Source organism: Streptomyces sp. NPDC048111, from assembly GCF_043202815.1.
GTDB lineage: Bacteria > Actinomycetota > Actinomycetes > Streptomycetales > Streptomycetaceae > Streptomyces.
The window spans coordinates 88,908-103,382 of sequence record NZ_JBIDBD010000009.1; the positions used below are offsets into that span (position 1 = coordinate 88,908).

Sequence of the window (14,475 nt, forward strand, 5' to 3'; positions counted from 1 at the left end):
GTCCCGCCGTCGGCGCCCCCGTACGTCACTCGGGGCACACTGGTCCCATGACCCACACCGCCAGCACCCCTCGCATAGGTCTCCTCGGCACCGGCCCCTGGGCCGCGGCCACCCACGCCCCCGCGCTCGCCAGGCATCCGGGCGTCGCGTTCGCAGGGGTGTGGGGCAGGCGGCCGGAGGCGGCGGCGGTGATCGCGCGCGAGCACGGGGTGGCGGTCTACGAGGACGCGGACGCGCTGTTCGCGGACTGCGACGCGGTCGCGTTCGCCCTGCCGCCGGACGTCCAGGCCCCGCTCGCGGTGCGCGCCGCCGCGGCGGGCTGCCAGCTGCTCCTGGACAAGCCGGTCGCCACCACGGTGGCCGGCGCCCACGAGGTGGCGGACGCGGCCGAGCGCGCCGGTGTCGCCTCCGTCGTCTTCTTCACGCTGCGCTTCGCCGAGGAGACCGCGGCCTGGGTGGCCCGACAGGCCGCCGCCGGCGGCTGGTTCACCGGCCACGCCCGCTGGTACGGGTCGCTGTTCACCCCGGGCGCCGAGCGCAGCCCCTACGCGGCCTCGCCCTGGCGCGGCGACAAGGGCGCGCTCTGGGACGTCGGCCCGCACGCGCTGGCCGTCCTGACCGGCGTGCTCGGCGAGGTCACCGGCCTGACGGCCGCGGCGGGCCCGGGCGACACCGCCCACCTGGTCCTGCGGCACGCCTCGGGCGCGTCGAGCACGGCCGACCTGAGTTTCACCGCGCCGCCGGCCGCCGCGGGCGTCGAGGTGTCGCTCCTGGGCGAGGCGGGCCACGAGGTCATGCCGGGCTGGGGCGGTGCGCTCGACGCGTTCGCGAGCGCCATCGACGCCCTGCTCGAAGCGGCCCGCACGGGGGTGCCGCACCCGTGCGACGCCCGGTTCGGCGCCCGGGTGACCGAGCTTCTGGCGGACGCGGAGGCGCAGTTGGGGCGGGGCCGGGGCCGCTGAGGGGCGGGGCCGGCGGGGGCCGGTGCGGGCGGCCGGTACCGGGCGGCCCGGGCAGGACCGCACCCCGCCGCCCCGGGCCGCACCCCCAGCCGAGCCCCCCAGCCCCGCCCCGCCTCAGCGGGACAGTGCGTCGCGGACGGCCTCTTCGCTGCGGGCCACCAGCGCCGTGCCGTCGTCCGCCGTGATGATCGGGCGCTGGATCAGCTTGGGGTGCTCGGCGAGCGCGGAGATCCAGCGCTCGCGGGCGTCCGCGTCCCGCGGCCAGTCCTTGACCCCGAGCTCCTTGGCGTCGGCCTCCTGTGTACGCGTGATGTCCCACGGTTCGAGGCCGAGCCGGTCGAGCACGGCGCGGATCTCGTCGGGCGAGGGCACGTCCTCCAGATAGCGGCGCACCGTGTACCGGGCGCCCTCCGCGTCCAGCAGGTCCACCGCGCTGCGGCACTTCGAGCAGGCCGGGTTGATCCAGATCTCCATGGCCGCCAGGGTACCCGGGCCCGCTCCCCAAAGCCGGTCTGGCCAGGGGCGATTGTCAGTGCCCCCCAGTAAAATCGAAGCAGTAAGTGAGGGTTCCCGACTGCCCAGGAGGATGCCCATGACCGCTGCCGTACTCACCTCGCACGCCCCGAAACAGCTGTCCCTCCAGCCCCTGCGAAAGGTGCCGCTGCCCGCCGGGCGTCCGCGCGCGTGGTACGAGTCCCACAACCGGCGTCTGAAGGCCATGCGCCTGGCCATCGCCCTGCTCGACACGGGCGTCTACCGGCCCGAGCAGGCGCCGGACCGGGCGATACGCGCGGTGGCCGCGCTGATCGGCGTCCACCCGCCCTCGGAAGCGACGTGCCGCATGGTGCGTGCGCTCATCTACGACGGCCGCTGAGCCGGGCGGGGCGCGGCTTCGCGTCCGTCGCCGGGTGAGGAGGAGTGCCGAGCGGCGGTCCGGCCCCGGCCGGGCCGTCGCGTCCGCGGTACGCCCCTGACCAACTCTTCCCGGGGTTACCTCAACTGACGTTGCCGACAAACCACTTGGGGCAGTTGCCCTATTCGTCCAGCGCGTCCCATGTGTCCGACCCGCCCTGCTCGCCGTACTCGTCGAGCAGCCGCGCCGTCGCTCCGTCGACGATGCGGTAGCGCACCACCCGGCCCTCCTTCTCGCCGGCCACCGTCCCGGCCGCCCGCAGCAGCCGCAGCGCCTGCGAGACGGCGGGGTCGCGCATGCCGGTGGCCACCGCCAGGTCGGAGACGGCGAGCGGGCCCGCCCGGTGCAGGGCGAGCAGCAGGGCGAGCCGGTTGGCGTCGGCGAGCAGGGCGAACCGGTCGGCCCAGGCCCGCACCCGGTCCGGGGCGCCGATGGCCGCGATGGCTTCGCAGACCCGGTGGCCGTCGATGGTGCGGTGGCCTGCGCGGTCGGCGGGGACGAGATGCATGCGGCCATCCTTCCAGGGCCCGCCCCCGGTTCCCGGCCGGGTGCGGTCCGTGCCCGCTTCCTCCCGCGGTTCCCGCCCGCTTCCTCCCGCCGTTCCCCGTGCCCGCGCGAGGGCGGGAGGCGGTGATGTGTGATCTTCGATACCTGCACAGCTGTGCAGCTGTGCGGGCAACTCCCCTGCGTCTAGGGTGGGCTGGCCGTGGTGTTCGGGAAGACCGGTGCGAAACCGGAGCGGCCCTCGCCACTGTGATCGGGTTTCCCGGGGTTCCGGGGAGCGGTCGTCCCCCAGCGCGCCACTGGCCAGGATCCACCTGACCGGGAAGGCCGGGACGACGGCACCCACCCGTCAGCCAGGAGACCGGCCGCGGCATCTCACGAAGTGATCCACGAGGTGCTGGAGCGTGACCCGCATGACCCTGCCCGTTCGCACGTCCCCCGACCCGGGCACCCTCGCCGTGCCCTCCTTCCGCTGGCGACGCGAGGACACCCTCCGCACCGCCGTCCTCCTCGCGGTGATAGCCGCCCTCCACGTCGTCGCCTTCGGCGTCCTGTTCCTGCTCGTCGCCCCCGCGCACTACGCGGTGGGCACCAAGACGTACGGCATCGGACTCGGCATCACCGCGTACACCCTCGGTATGCGGCACGCCTTCGACGCCGACCACATAGCGGCCATCGACAACACCACCCGCAAGCTGATGGCCGACGGCAAGCGGCCGGTCTCCGTCGGCTTCTGGTTCGCGCTCGGCCACTCCAGCGTGGTCGTCGTCATGGCCGGCCTCGTCGCCGGGGGCGCCCAGCTCGCGGGCACCCTGATGGACGAGGACTCCCGCGCCCACCAGGTGCTCGGCATCGTCGGAACCACCGCGTCCGGCTCCTTCCTCTACCTCATCGCCGCGCTCAACCTGGTCGCCCTGTTCGGCATCCTGAAGGTGTTCCGTGCGATGCGCTCGGGAGCGTACGACGAGAAGGAGCTCGAAGCGCACCTGGACTCACGAGGGTTCATGAACCGCGTCCTCGGCCGCTTCACCAAGTCCATCTCGCGGCCCGGCCAGATGTTCCCGCTCGGCTTCCTCTTCGGTCTCGGCTTCGACACCGCGACCGAGGTCACCCTGATGGTGATGGCCGGCACGGGCGCCGCCGCCGGACTGCCCTGGTACGCGATCCTGTGCCTGCCGCTGCTGTTCGCGGCGGGGATGAGCCTGTTCGACACGCTCGACGGCACGTTCATGAACTTCGCCTACCAGTGGGCGTTCTCCAACCCGGTCCGCAAGGTTTACTACAACCTCACCATCACCGGCCTGTCGATCGCGGTGGCCTTCTTCATCGGCACCATCGAACTCGTCGGCGTGATGCACGAGAAGTTCGACCTCACCGACCCGGTGAGCGGCTGGATCGCGGCCCTTGACCTGGACAACGTCGGCTTCGTGATCGTCGGTCTTTTCGTGGTGGTGTGGGCGGCGGCGCTGGCGTACTGGCGGCTGGGGAACGTCGAGCAGAAGTGGGCGGCGGGACGGGTGTGAGCGCGGGGTGCCCCGGGGCGGGGCGGGGCTGAGCACCGGGTGCCCCGGGCTCAGCCGGTGCCGTTCGTGCCGCCCGTGCCGCCCGCGCCGCCCGCGCCGCTCGTGCTGCCCGTGCCGTTCGCCCCGTTCGTGCCCCGGTCGTTCTGCAGCAGCCACAGCTCCCTGAACAGGCCCTCCCGCGCGACGAGTTGGGGGAAGGTGCCCTCCTGGACGACCCGGCCGTGGTCGAGCACCACGATGCGGTCCGCGACGGCGACGTTGGCCAGGCGGTGGGTCACCAGGACCACCGCACGGTCGCGGGCGACGGCCCGCAGGCCGGTGAAGATGCGGTGCTCGGCGCGGGCGTCCAGGGCGCTCGTCGGCTCGTCCATCACGAGCAGACCGGCGGGCCGGTGGAAGGCGCGGGCGATGGCGATCCGCTGCCACTGCCCGCCGGACAGCTCCACGCCCCCGAACCACTCCCGCGCGAGCAGCGTGTCGAGTCCGCTGCGGAGCCCGTCGACGACCTCCGCGGCGCCGGAGGCGACGGCCGCCCGGGTCACCGCCGCGTCGCCGCCGTGCGGCTGGCCGAGCGTGATGTTGTCACGGGCGGACATCGGCCAGTGCGCGAAGTCCTGCGGCACCACGGCCGTCCGGCGCCACAGGGCGAGCGGATCGCACTCCTCCAGCGCGACGCCGTCCCAGGTCACGGCGCCCTCGCTCGGCAGGTAGAGCCCGGTGAGCAGCTTGCTGAGGGTGGTCTTGCCCGACCCGTTCTCCCCCACGAGCGCGAGCACCTCGCCCCTGCGCACCTGGAGCGTGACCTTCTCCAGGGCGGGCCGCTCGCTGCCGGGATAGCGGTACGTGAGCGACTCGGCCCGCACCACCTCGGGCGGGGGCGGGGCGAGGGTGCCGCGCGCCATCCGGTGGCCGCCGGCCTCCTCGATGAACTCCGCCCAGTCGTCCAGGTAGAGGCCGGTGCGGAACAGCCGGGTGCCGTAGCCGACGGCGCCGTGCAGCGAGGAGGACACGGTACGCAGCGCGAACACCGCGGTGCCGGCCGAGGCCACCGACATCCGTCCCGAGCCGAGCAGCCAGGCCAGCGCCGCCCACACCACGCCCGCGGCGAGCCCGCCCGCCAGCGCGCCGAGCACCGAGTAGCGGGCGCCCTGGTGAGCGGCCCGGTCGGTCGCGGCGTCCACCCGGCGTCCGATGGCCCGGTAGCGTTCGAGCAGGAAGTCGGCCATCGTGCCGGCCCGCAGCTGGTCGGCGGTGTCCTTGTCGATCACGAACCAGCGCAGCAGGCTCAGGGTGCGCCGCTCGGCGCTCATCGCCCGCGACGCCTCGTAGTGCACCCGCGCGGCCCGTACGCCGGCGATGCCCTGGGGGAGCGCGGCGAGCAGCAGCAGCGGCAGCAGGGCCGGGTGCAGTACGGTCACCACGCCGGCCGCCGCGACGAGCGAGGCCAGGCACGCCATCAGGTCCTGCGAGTCGGTCAGGAGCTGCTGGGCCACCTCGGCGCCCCGGTCGGCGGCCTCGCGCTTGTCGTTGAACCCCGGCTCGTCGTACGCCGACAGCTCGGCCCGTACGGCGGCGGCCAGCATCTGCATCTCGGCCTCGCGGGAGATCCGGGGCGAGAGCCGGCCGGAGATGTTCGCCACCACGATCCCGAGCAGCGCCCGCAGCCCGGCCGCTCCGGCCAGTACCGCGATCGAGGGCAGTGCGTCGCGCAGCCGGTGCGCGATGTCGCCGCTCGCGATCAGGGCGGTGATGGTACGGGTCGTGGCGAGCAGCCCGAAGGCCTCGAAGAACCCCGAGAACGCCTGGCAGCACAGCAGCAGGACCACCGCCCTGCGGTCCACCCGCCAGCCGAGCGCCAGCGCCCGCCGCATGAGCTGCGGCAGCCTGCGCGCCATGGTCCGGGTGGTGACCGGCCGCCGCCGCGAATCCTCCAACGAGCTCGACCGGTACCGCAGTTGCTCCCCGGCCCCGCGCTCCCCGACAACCTCCGCCATGCCGCCCCCAGCCCTAGGAATCCCCCCACCTTCCCGCAGATGCCGTCCGGCGGGGGCGGGGTGGGCGGGGGTCCACCCGGTGGGAGGGAGCACGCCGGGGAGCGAACCGGAACGCGGCGAGCCCCGCCGCCCGGGGAGGGGCGGCGGGGCTCGGTGGCGCGGGGCCGTGCGGCCGGGGGGCCTAGAGGTCGAAGTACAGCTCGAACTCGTGGGGGTGCGGGCGGAGCTGGATCGGGGCGATCTCGTGGGTGCGCTTGTAGTCGATCCACGTCTCGATCAGGTCGGAGGTGAAGACACCGCCGGCCTGGAGGTACTCGTTGTCGGCCTCCAGGGCGTCGAGGACCGCCGGCAGCGAGGTCGGGACCTGCTGGACGTTGGCGTGCTCCTCGGGGGCCAGCTCGTAGAGGTCCTTGTCGATCGGCTCGGCCGGCTCGATCTTGTTCTTGATGCCGTCGAGGCCCGCGAGCAGCAGCGCGGAGAAGGCCAGGTACGGGTTGGAGGACGGGTCCGGGGCGCGGAACTCGACGCGCTTGGCCTTCGGGTTGGAGCCCGTGATCGGGATGCGCATCGCGGCGGAGCGGTTGCGCTGCGAGTACACCATGTTGACCGGGGCCTCGAAGCCGGGCACCAGGCGGTGGTAGGAGTTCACCGTCGGGTTGGTGAAGGCGAGCAGCGACGGGGCGTGCTTGAGGATGCCGCCGATGTAGTAGCGCGCCATGTCCGAGAGGCCCGCGTAGCCCTGCTCGTCGTAGAACAGCGGGTCGCCGCCGGCCCACAGGGACTGGTGGACGTGCATGCCCGAGCCGTTGTCGCCGAAGATCGGCTTCGGCATGAAGGTGGCGGTCTTGCCGTTGCGCCAGGCGACGTTCTTCACGATGTACTTGAAGAGCATCAGGTCGTCGGCCGCGGCGAGCAGCGTGTTGAACTTGTAGTTGATCTCCGCCTGGCCGGCCGTGCCGACCTCGTGGTGCTGGCGCTCGACCTGGAGGCCGGAGTTCTCCAGCTCCAGGGAGATCTCGGCACGCAGATCGGCGAAGTGGTCGACCGGCGGGGCCGGGAAGTAGCCGCCCTTGTAGCGGACCTTGTAACCGCGGTTGTTCTCCTCCGCACCGGTGTTCCAGGCGCCGGCCTCGGAGTCGATGTGGTAGAAGCCCTGGTTCGCGGACGTCTCGAAACGTACCGAGTCGAAGACGTAGAACTCGGCCTCGGGACCGAAGAACGCGGTGTCCGCGATGCCGGTGGAGGCGAGGTAGGCCTCGGCCTTCTTGGCGATGTTGCGCGGGTCGCGGCTGTACTGCTCGCCCGTGATCGGGTCGTGGATGAAGAAGTTGATGTTCAGCGTCTTGTCACGGCGGAAGGGGTCGAGGCGGGCCGTGGACAGGTCCGGACGCAGGGCCATGTCGGACTCGTGGATGGCCTGGAAGCCGCGGATCGACGAACCGTCGAAGGCCAGCTCCTCGTCCGCGTCGAACGCCTTCGCGGGAATCGTGAAGTGCTGCATCACGCCCGGCAGGTCGCAGAACCGGACGTCGACGAACTTCACGTCGTTGTCCGCGATGAACTTCTTCGCGTCGTCGCCGTTCTGGAACATCCAACTCCTCCTACTCCCACCCGGGAGGGGCGGGGTTGCAGCTCGGTCGTGCGGCCAGTGCGGGGGCACACGCTGGACCCGACCATAGGCAGACGGGATTTCTCAAGCGTGACCCGTTTGTTTCGCCCAAGTTAACCGGCCAGGTGGCGACGGCGCCAAGGCCGACCCGGGCGGAAGTGATCGAAAACGGGCGCAGTACCGTGGGATCCGTGGACAACAGGCAAGCAATGGGATCGTGGCTCTCGGGGCCCCGCGCGGCCGCCGAGGAGATGGGCGTCGACTTCGGCTACCGGGGCCAGCGGCTCGGTCTGCCGAAGGACGGGCCCGGCTCCGTGGCCCCCCTCGGCCGGCGCTTCGGCGCCATCTTCATCGACTGGGGCCTGTGCGCCCTGATCGCCTACCAGCTCATCGCCCACGGCGACCCGCGGGCCGCCAACAACTGGGCGCTCCTGGTGTTCTTCGTACTCGGCGTGCTGACGGTCGGCACCGTCGGGTTCACCCCGGGCAAGCGGCTGCTCGGGCTGCGCGTGGTCGCCGAGGAGGGCGGCCGGCTCGGCATCGTCCGGGTCCTGGTGCGCACCGTGCTGCTGTGCCTGGCGATCCCGGCGCTGATCTGGGACCGCGACGGCCGCGGCCTGCACGACCGTCTGGCCCGCGCGGTGCAGGTCAGGATCTGAGGAACGGCCCCGCAACGTCGGAAGGCGGCCCGGACCAACTCGGTCCGGGCCGCCTTCGTATGCGTACGAGGTGAGGTCAGCGCATCTTTCCGCCGCGCGGCATCCGGGAGCCCTTGGGCATCGGACCCTTCGGCAGCGGCATGTTGCTCATCAGGTCGCCCATGGCGCGCAGCCGGTCGTTGGCCGCGGTCACCTGCGGGCCGGAGAGCACGCGGGGGAACTTCAGGAGCGTGGTGCGCACCTTCTTCAGGGGCACCTGGCCCTCGCCGTCACCGACGATCACGTCGTGCACGGGGACGTCCACCACGATGCGGGCCATCTTCTTCTTCTCGGCGGCCAGCAGGGACTTCACCCGGTTCGGGTTGCCCTCGGCCACCAGGACCACGCCGGCCCGGCCCACGGCCCGGTGCACGACGTCCTGGCTGCGGTTCATCGCCACCGCCGGGGTCGTGGTCCAGCCGCGCCCGATGTTCTGGAGCACGGCCGCCGCGGCGCCCGGCTGGCCCTCCATCTGCCCGAACGCCGCGCGCTCGGCCCGTCGCCCGAAGACGATCGCCATCGCGAGCACGGCCACCAGGAGACCCAGGATGCCGAGATAGACCGGGTGCCCGAGCAGGAAGCCGATCGCGAGGAAGACGCCGAGGACGACGATTCCCACGCCGGCGATGACAAGTCCGATCTTGGAATCGGCCTTGCGGGTCATCTTGTAGGTCAGGGCGATCTGCTTCAGTCGCCCCGCATTCGCATCGTTCGCAGCGCTCTCTGCGGTTGCCTTCCTCGCCATACCAGGAAGTTTACGTGGCCTAAGGGCGGCGGGTGGCCACGGCCTCCAGTACGTGCTGGGCCTCGACGCGGTCCTTGGCCCGGCGCCGGTCCTCCAGGACCGCGGTCCAGGCGTTGCGGCGGGCGGTGCGCTGCCCGGAGCCCATGATGAGCGACTCCATAGCGCGCAGCGCGCCGGTGACGGACGGAAGCGTGGTGGCTCGCACGGTCTGCGGAGCGGTAGCGGCCTGCATCGTCGAGGTCCCCCCTCGGGACGGGAAGTCGGAACGGACGGTGGGCGTGGGGGTGTGTGCGGTGCGTAAAGCCAGAGTCACTGATTGGTGTTACCAGGGCGTGTCCGAACGGTCAAACCCCCATGAAACATTGACGCGGACCCCGCAAACGCTGACGCGGCCCATACGCGTACCCCGACCTGCGGGGACGGTACGAGCCGCGTCGACGAGGCCATTACCGATCAGTAGCTGCGGGTGAGCGGACTCACGTGCGCCCGCCCGGCGCCCGGCGTCATGCCGTGGCGGCGGCGCTCCGGGCCTCCATCGCCTGCTGGTACAGGCGGCCGGCCCGGTAGGAGGAGCGGACCAGCGGGCCCGACATCACACCGGAGAAGCCGATCTCGTCGGCCTCCTCCTTCAGCTCAACGAACTCCTGCGGCTTCACCCAGCGCTCCACGGGGTGGTGGCGCACGGAGGGCCGCAGGTACTGCGTGATCGTGATGAGTTCGCAACCCGCGTCGTGCAGGTGCTGGAGCGCCTCGCTGACCTCCTCGCGGGTCTCGCCCATGCCGAGGATCAGGTTCGACTTGGTGATCAGGCCGTAGTCGCGGGCCTGGGTGATCACGTCGAGGGAGCGCTCGTAGCGGAAGCCGGGGCGGATCCGCTTGAAGATCCGCGGCACCGTCTCGACGTTGTGCGCGAACACCTCGGGGCGGGAGGAGAAGACCTCCTGGAGCTGCTCGGGGACCGCGTTGAAGTCGGGGGCCAGGAGCTCGACCTTGGTGCGGCCCTCGGCGCGCGCCTCGGTCTGGGCGTGGATCTGGCGCACGGTCTCGGCGTACAGCCACGCGCCGCCGTCGGCCAGGTCGTCGCGGGCGACGCCGGTGATGGTGGCGTAGTTCAGGTCCATCGTGACGACGGACTCGCCGACGCGGCGGGGCTCGTCGCGGTCGAGCGCCTCGGGCTTGCCCGTGTCGATCTGGCAGAAGTCGCAGCGCCTGGTGCACTGGTCGCCGCCGATGAGGAAGGTGGCCTCGCGGTCCTCCCAGCACTCGAAGATGTTGGGACAGCCCGCCTCCTGGCAGACCGTGTGCAGCCCCTCGCTCTTCACCAGCTTCTGCAGCTGGTTGTACTCGGGGCCCATCTTCGCCCGGGTCTTGATCCACTCGGGCTTGCGCTCGATGGGGGTCTGGCTGTTCCGGACCTCCAGGCGCAGCATCTTGCGTCCGTCGGGTGCGACTGCGGACACGTCCGGCTCCCTGTGACTTCGATTCTTCGGCGAACCCAAGGGTACGCCCGTTGTTTGCTTGGTGAGGTGCGGCTCCCGCCGGGGCCAACCCCGCGCGGGGCGGCGGCATTCCCGGGGCGGGTCCTAGGCGGTGGCCCGCTCGATCTCGCGCGGGGCGAGTTCCGCGTGCTCCAGGACGTCCTTGAGGTGGCGCTCCACCACGGGCAGCACCTCCGCGATGGTCACCTCGCGGCCCAGTTCGTACGAGAGCGAGGTCACACCCGCGTCGCGGATCCCGCACGGGACGATCCGGTCGAACCAGGTGTTGTCCGGGTTCACGTTGAACGAGAAGCCGTGCATCGTGACGCCCTTGGCGACGCGGATGCCGATCGCCGCCAGCTTGCGGTCCTCGCGGCGCTGGCCGGCGTTGGAGGGCGCGTACTCGGGGCCGTTGAGGCGGGCGTCGAACTCGTCGTCGTTCAGGCGCGGGTCGAAGTCGAGGGAGAGGCCGCCGAGCTTCGGGCGCTGCTCGACCGGGTCGCCGAGCACCCAGACGCCGCTGCGGCCCTCGATGCGGGTGGTGGCGAGGCCGAAGTCGGCGGCGGTACGGATCAGGGCCTCTTCGAGGCGGCGTACGTGGGCGACCACGTCGACCGGGCGCGGGAGCTTCTGGATCGGGTAGCCGACCAGCTGGCCGGGGCCGTGCCAGGTGATCTTGCCGCCGCGGTCGACGTCGATGACCGGAGTGCCGTCCAGCGGGCGCTCGCTCTCCTCGGTGCGCCGGCCCGCGGTGTAGACCGGGGGGTGCTCGAGGAGCAGACAGGTGTCCGGAACCTCGTCGGCGAACCGGGCCGCGTGCACCCGGCGCTGCTCGTCCCAGGCCTCCTGGTACTCGACCGCGTCCCCGCCGAATCCCAGCCGGACAAATCGCAGCTCGTTCACGCCAGCTCCCCTGTCGCACTTCTCGGATGCCATGGACACGCGCCCTCCCTCACTGTACGACCGCGTTCGAGTGACCCCGCACGCCCCCCGGAGCCCGGCAGAAACGGCACGTCACCACACGATCGGATGAATGCGGGGCGAAGGTGGCGGCACCGGCCGTATTGACCGCTAAATTCTCGCCGTTCCATGAGGGCTGCACGTCAGGCCCGGAAGGCAGGAGAACGCAGAGCTGATGACGGAACGACCCTCGCAGCGCACCCCCAACCGCCAGCTCGCCGCACTCATCGCAGAAGCCGGGTTCTCCAATGCCGGGCTCGCCCGACGCGTTGACCAGCTCGGACTTGAGCACGGCCTGGACCTGCGCTACGACAAGACCTCGGTGACCCGATGGCTGCGCGGCCAGCAGCCGCGCGGCACCACACCCGCACTGATCGCCGAGGTGTTCACCCGCCGGCTGGGCCGCCGGCTCTCCGCGCAGGACCTCGGACTCGACGCCTGCGCGCCGGTGTACGCCGGTCTTGAGTTCGCGGCGACACCCGAGGAGGCCGTCGACATCGTCAGCGGCCTCTGGCGCAAGGACTCGGGCAGTCACGCCGAACTCCGCAAGATCGCCTTCACCCCGGCGGGCCTGGTGGTCCCGAGCCGGGACTGGCTGATCGGGCGGGCCGACGACCGGGTGGGCCGGGGTGATCCGGCCCCGCAGAGCACCGCGACCCGCATTCCCGCCCAGGGCCGCCCCTCGGTGCCCCGCCAGCGGACCACCGACCGGGGCCCCGGGCAGCGGGTGACCAGCGGGGACATCGCGGCGCTCCGCTCGGTCGGCGAGCTGTTCCGCACCCTCGACCACGCCTACGGCGGCGGGCACGCGCGCCAGGCACTGGTGCGCTATCTGGAGCACGAGGCCGAACCCATGCTGCGCGGCACCTACGGCGAGAACGTGGGGCGCCGCCTGTTCGCGGCGGCGGCCGACCTGACCAGACTGGCCGGCTGGACCTCGTACGACATCGCCGCGCACGGGCTCGCCCAGCGGTACTTCGTGCAGGCGCTGCGGCTGTCCCAGGCCGCGGGCGACCGGGCGTACGGCAGTTATGTGCTGGTCACCATGAGCCGGCAGGCCGTCTACCTGGGGCACGGCCGCGAGGCGGTGCAGCTGGCCCGGGTCGCCCAGCAGGGCGTGGGCGCGGCGGCGCCGCCGGTCGTGCAGTCGCTGCTCAACGCGGTGGAGGCGCGCGGGCACGGGGTGCTCGGCGAGGTCCGCGCGTGCACGGCCTCGCTGGTGCGGGCCGAGCGGGCCCTGGAGAGCGCCCGGCCCGGTGACGACGTGCCGCACTGGGCGCGGCCCTTCGACGAGGCGCAGCTCGCCGACGAGTTCGGCCACTGCCACCGCGACCTCCAGCAGTACCGCGCCGCCGCCCAGCACGCCGAGCGCTCGCTGCAACTGCGCGCCCCGGGCTACGCGCGCTCCCGGCTGTTCTGCCGGGTCGTGCTCGCCACCGCCCGGCTCGGGCTCGGCGAGCTCGACCAGGCGTGTGCGCTGGGCGCGGAGGCGGCGCAGCAGGCCGGCGAGATGCGCTCGGCGCGCGCGGTCGAGTACGTCCGTGACTTCGAGCGGCGCCTGGAGCCGTACCGGGACGCCGCGGCCGTGCGCACCTACCGGGACCGGGTGGCCGCGCTCGGCTGAGGGCGCCGGCCTCAGGCGGCCCGGTGCACCACCTCCGCCGTCGCCCGCCAGGACGGGACGCCCAGGTCGGCGAGGATCGCCCGGGCGGCGCGGCGGCCCGAGTACAGGGCGCCCTGCACCGTGCTGGTGTCGCGGTGGTCCCCGCAGACGTACAGGCCGGCGAGCAGCCGGACCGGGCGGCGCAGGTCGTGCGGGGCCGGCATGGCGGGGACGGCCTGCGGGGTGTGGTGCACGGCGAGCAGGTCCCAGCCGTCCGTGGAGGTGGCGTACAGGCGCGCGAGATGGCGCCGTACGGCACGCTCCAGGTCCTCGGGCGGGGTGCCGAGCACGGTCGAGGTGATCAGCGCCCGGCCGTGCGGCGCGCGGCCCGGGTCGACCTCGCTCATCACCGTCGTGTACGCCACCGGGCCGCTGCGGTCGGCGTCCAGGAGCAGCGCGGGGTCCGCGAGCGGGGAGCGGGGCGCCGTGTGGTGGAGCACGGTGAGCGGGTGGAAGGCGGGTATGCGCAGGCCCGGCAGGAGCTGGGCGGCGGCGCGGGCGTCGGTGGCCAGGACCACCGAGCGGCAGCCGAGCACCCCGTGGTCGGCGGTGGTGACCGAGGTGGTGGCCACCGAGGTGACCTTCACATCGGTACGCACCGTGCCCGGCGGCAGCGCGGCGGCGAGCAGCTCCGGCAGGGTCGCGGCCCCGCCCGCCGGGACGCACAGCCGGCCCCGGGCGAACCCGCGCAGCGCGAGGTCGGCGCACCGGCTCGACGTGGTCAGGTCGGGGTCGCAGAGCAGGGCCGACAGCAGCGGGCGGACGAATCCGTCCAGGGTGCGGGCGGGCAGGCCGCGGCTCAACAGGGCCTGTCCGATGGGCAGTTCGCGCCGCGCGGTGATGCGCCCGACCGGGGTGGCGGCGAGCCGGGCCAGCGCCTTGCCGAGCCGGGCCTGGTCCAGCGCGCCGCCGAGCGGGGTGACCGTGCCGCGAGGGGCGCTCGCCCGGGCGCGCGCGGCGGCCAGTGCGCCCCTCGCGCTCCCTGTGGTGCCGGCCCGGTAGTGCCGGCCCTCGCTGTGCACGAGGACACCGGGCGAGAACGGCCGCAGCGACAGGTCCTCCAGGCCGGGAGTGCGGGTCAGTTCCGGGTACGAGGTCGAGAGCAGCTGGCCGATCCGGTCGAGCCGGAAGCCGTCGACGGTGGCGGTCGACATGCGGCCGCCCACGGACGGGGCGGCCTCCAGGACGCTGACCGTGACTCCCGCGCCGGTCAGCTGATGAGCCGCTGACAGGCCCGCGAGCCCGGCCCCCACGATGAGTACGTCCGCATGGTGTGCGGTACTGAGCACGTGGCCCTCCCCGAGGTAGGCGCGGTCGAGTGGAGGCCTCATGCCCCCAACTGGGCCACGGAATGCCGGAGTTCGGGGAGAGAGTAGAGACGTTCCGGCGGGGGAGGGCCGCGCGCGCGGGGGTGGGCGTGGAGGCA

14 protein-coding genes and 1 riboswitch are annotated in these 14,475 nt (G+C 72.8%); of the genes, 5 read left to right on the top strand and 9 right to left on the bottom strand.

Features of this window, described 5'->3' with window-relative positions; translation table 11 throughout:
* Nucleotides 1–47 precede the first annotated feature (47 nt).
* Nucleotides 48–962 (top strand): Gfo/Idh/MocA family protein, encoded by a 915-nt coding sequence (locus ACGF3I_RS17655; protein ID WP_393132929.1) that lies wholly within the window; start codon nt 48–50, stop codon nt 960–962.
* 114 nt (nt 963–1,076) lie between these two features.
* Here ACGF3I_RS17655 and ACGF3I_RS17660 read toward each other — a convergent pair whose 3' ends face one another.
* On the bottom strand, nt 1,077–1,436 hold the full coding sequence (locus ACGF3I_RS17660; protein WP_393132931.1) for an ArsC/Spx/MgsR family protein: 360 nt from the start codon (nt 1,434–1,436) through the stop codon (nt 1,077–1,079).
* Between the two features lie 118 nt (nt 1,437–1,554).
* On the opposite strand from ACGF3I_RS17660, the gene ACGF3I_RS17665 reads away from it, so the two are divergent.
* On the top strand, nt 1,555–1,836 hold the full coding sequence (locus ACGF3I_RS17665; protein WP_393132934.1) for a hypothetical protein: 282 nt from the start codon (nt 1,555–1,557) through the stop codon (nt 1,834–1,836).
* Nucleotides 1,837–1,996: 160 nt separating this feature from the next.
* Here the strand turns inward: ACGF3I_RS17665 and ACGF3I_RS17670 are convergent, their stop codons facing one another.
* A complete protein-coding gene (locus tag ACGF3I_RS17670; protein WP_393132936.1) occupies nt 1,997–2,383 on the bottom strand; it encodes an ArsR/SmtB family transcription factor in 387 nt (128 codons plus the stop codon).
* A 182-nt stretch (nt 2,384–2,565) separates the two neighbouring features.
* Nucleotides 2,566–2,764: riboswitch (cobalamin riboswitch) on the top strand.
* Nucleotides 2,765–2,792: 28 nt separating this feature from the next.
* Between ACGF3I_RS17670 and ACGF3I_RS17675 the strand changes: the two genes are divergently transcribed.
* The gene (locus ACGF3I_RS17675; protein ID WP_393132938.1) at nt 2,793–3,902 is read left to right on the top strand and encodes a HoxN/HupN/NixA family nickel/cobalt transporter; all 1,110 of its coding nucleotides are present in this window, start codon (nt 2,793–2,795) and stop codon (nt 3,900–3,902) included.
* A 50-nt stretch (nt 3,903–3,952) separates the two neighbouring features.
* Here ACGF3I_RS17675 and ACGF3I_RS17680 read toward each other — a convergent pair whose 3' ends face one another.
* Together ACGF3I_RS17680 and glnA are read right to left on the bottom strand one after the other, a co-directional pair.
* Nucleotides 3,953–5,896 carry an ABC transporter ATP-binding protein gene (locus tag ACGF3I_RS17680; protein WP_393132941.1) on the bottom strand — a complete coding sequence of 648 codons (1,944 nt, stop codon included), beginning with the start codon at nt 5,894–5,896 and terminating at the stop codon, nt 3,953–3,955.
* Nucleotides 5,897–6,077: 181 nt separating this feature from the next.
* Nucleotides 6,078–7,487 (bottom strand): type I glutamate--ammonia ligase, encoded by a 1,410-nt coding sequence (glnA, locus tag ACGF3I_RS17685; protein WP_393132943.1) that lies wholly within the window; start codon nt 7,485–7,487, stop codon nt 6,078–6,080.
* A 209-nt stretch (nt 7,488–7,696) separates the two neighbouring features.
* Here glnA and ACGF3I_RS17690 point away from each other — a divergent pair, with 209 nt between their 5' ends.
* Nucleotides 7,697–8,164: an RDD family protein gene (locus ACGF3I_RS17690; RefSeq protein ID WP_393132945.1), complete on the top strand. Its 468-nt coding sequence runs from the start codon at nt 7,697–7,699 to the stop codon at nt 8,162–8,164.
* A 76-nt stretch (nt 8,165–8,240) separates the two neighbouring features.
* On the opposite strand, the gene ACGF3I_RS17695 is transcribed toward ACGF3I_RS17690, so the two are convergent.
* From ACGF3I_RS17695 to lipB, 4 genes are all read right to left on the bottom strand, one after another.
* Entirely contained in the window at nt 8,241–8,948 is a 708-nt protein-coding gene (locus ACGF3I_RS17695; protein ID WP_393132947.1) for a DUF4191 domain-containing protein, read from the bottom strand.
* 19 nt (nt 8,949–8,967) lie between these two features.
* Nucleotides 8,968–9,180 carry a hypothetical protein gene (locus ACGF3I_RS17700; RefSeq protein WP_393132948.1) on the bottom strand — a complete coding sequence of 71 codons (213 nt, stop codon included), beginning with the start codon at nt 9,178–9,180 and terminating at the stop codon, nt 8,968–8,970.
* A 271-nt stretch (nt 9,181–9,451) separates the two neighbouring features.
* On the bottom strand, nt 9,452–10,408 hold the full coding sequence (gene lipA, locus ACGF3I_RS17705) for a lipoyl synthase (RefSeq protein WP_393132950.1): 957 nt from the start codon (nt 10,406–10,408) through the stop codon (nt 9,452–9,454).
* A gap of 123 nt (nt 10,409–10,531) precedes the next feature.
* Nucleotides 10,532–11,329 (bottom strand): lipoyl(octanoyl) transferase LipB, encoded by a 798-nt coding sequence (gene lipB / locus ACGF3I_RS17710; protein ID WP_393132952.1) that lies wholly within the window; start codon nt 11,327–11,329, stop codon nt 10,532–10,534.
* A gap of 232 nt (nt 11,330–11,561) precedes the next feature.
* On the opposite strand from lipB, the gene ACGF3I_RS17715 reads away from it, so the two are divergent.
* On the top strand, nt 11,562–13,010 hold the full coding sequence (locus ACGF3I_RS17715; RefSeq protein ID WP_393132954.1) for a regulator: 1,449 nt from the start codon (nt 11,562–11,564) through the stop codon (nt 13,008–13,010).
* Nucleotides 13,011–13,021: 11 nt separating this feature from the next.
* Here the strand turns inward: ACGF3I_RS17715 and ACGF3I_RS17720 are convergent, their stop codons facing one another.
* Nucleotides 13,022–14,338: an NAD(P)/FAD-dependent oxidoreductase gene (locus ACGF3I_RS17720; RefSeq protein ID WP_393133184.1), complete on the bottom strand. Its 1,317-nt coding sequence runs from the start codon at nt 14,336–14,338 to the stop codon at nt 13,022–13,024.
* Between the last annotated feature and the right edge of the window lie 137 nt (nt 14,339–14,475).

What these genes read in the sequence shown, in the direction of transcription:
- ACGF3I_RS17655 (WP_393132929.1), top strand. Translation starts at nt 48, where the DNA reads ATGACCCACACCGCCAGCACCCCTCGCATAGGTCTCCTCGGCACCGGC.
- ACGF3I_RS17660 (WP_393132931.1), bottom strand. Translation starts at nt 1,436, where the DNA reads ATGGAGATCTGGATCAACCCGGCCTGCTCGAAGTGCCGCAGCGCGGTG.
- ACGF3I_RS17665 (WP_393132934.1), top strand. Translation starts at nt 1,555, where the DNA reads ATGACCGCTGCCGTACTCACCTCGCACGCCCCGAAACAGCTGTCCCTC.
- ACGF3I_RS17670 (WP_393132936.1), bottom strand. Translation starts at nt 2,383, where the DNA reads ATGCATCTCGTCCCCGCCGACCGCGCAGGCCACCGCACCATCGACGGC.
- ACGF3I_RS17675 (WP_393132938.1), top strand. Translation starts at nt 2,793, where the DNA reads ATGACCCTGCCCGTTCGCACGTCCCCCGACCCGGGCACCCTCGCCGTG.
- ACGF3I_RS17680 (WP_393132941.1), bottom strand. Translation starts at nt 5,896, where the DNA reads ATGGCGGAGGTTGTCGGGGAGCGCGGGGCCGGGGAGCAACTGCGGTAC.
- glnA (WP_393132943.1), bottom strand. Translation starts at nt 7,487, where the DNA reads ATGTTCCAGAACGGCGACGACGCGAAGAAGTTCATCGCGGACAACGAC.
- ACGF3I_RS17695 (WP_393132947.1), bottom strand. Translation starts at nt 8,948, where the DNA reads ATGGCGAGGAAGGCAACCGCAGAGAGCGCTGCGAACGATGCGAATGCG.
- ACGF3I_RS17700 (WP_393132948.1), bottom strand. Translation starts at nt 9,180, where the DNA reads ATGCAGGCCGCTACCGCTCCGCAGACCGTGCGAGCCACCACGCTTCCG.
- ACGF3I_RS17715 (WP_393132954.1), top strand. Translation starts at nt 11,562, where the DNA reads ATGACGGAACGACCCTCGCAGCGCACCCCCAACCGCCAGCTCGCCGCA.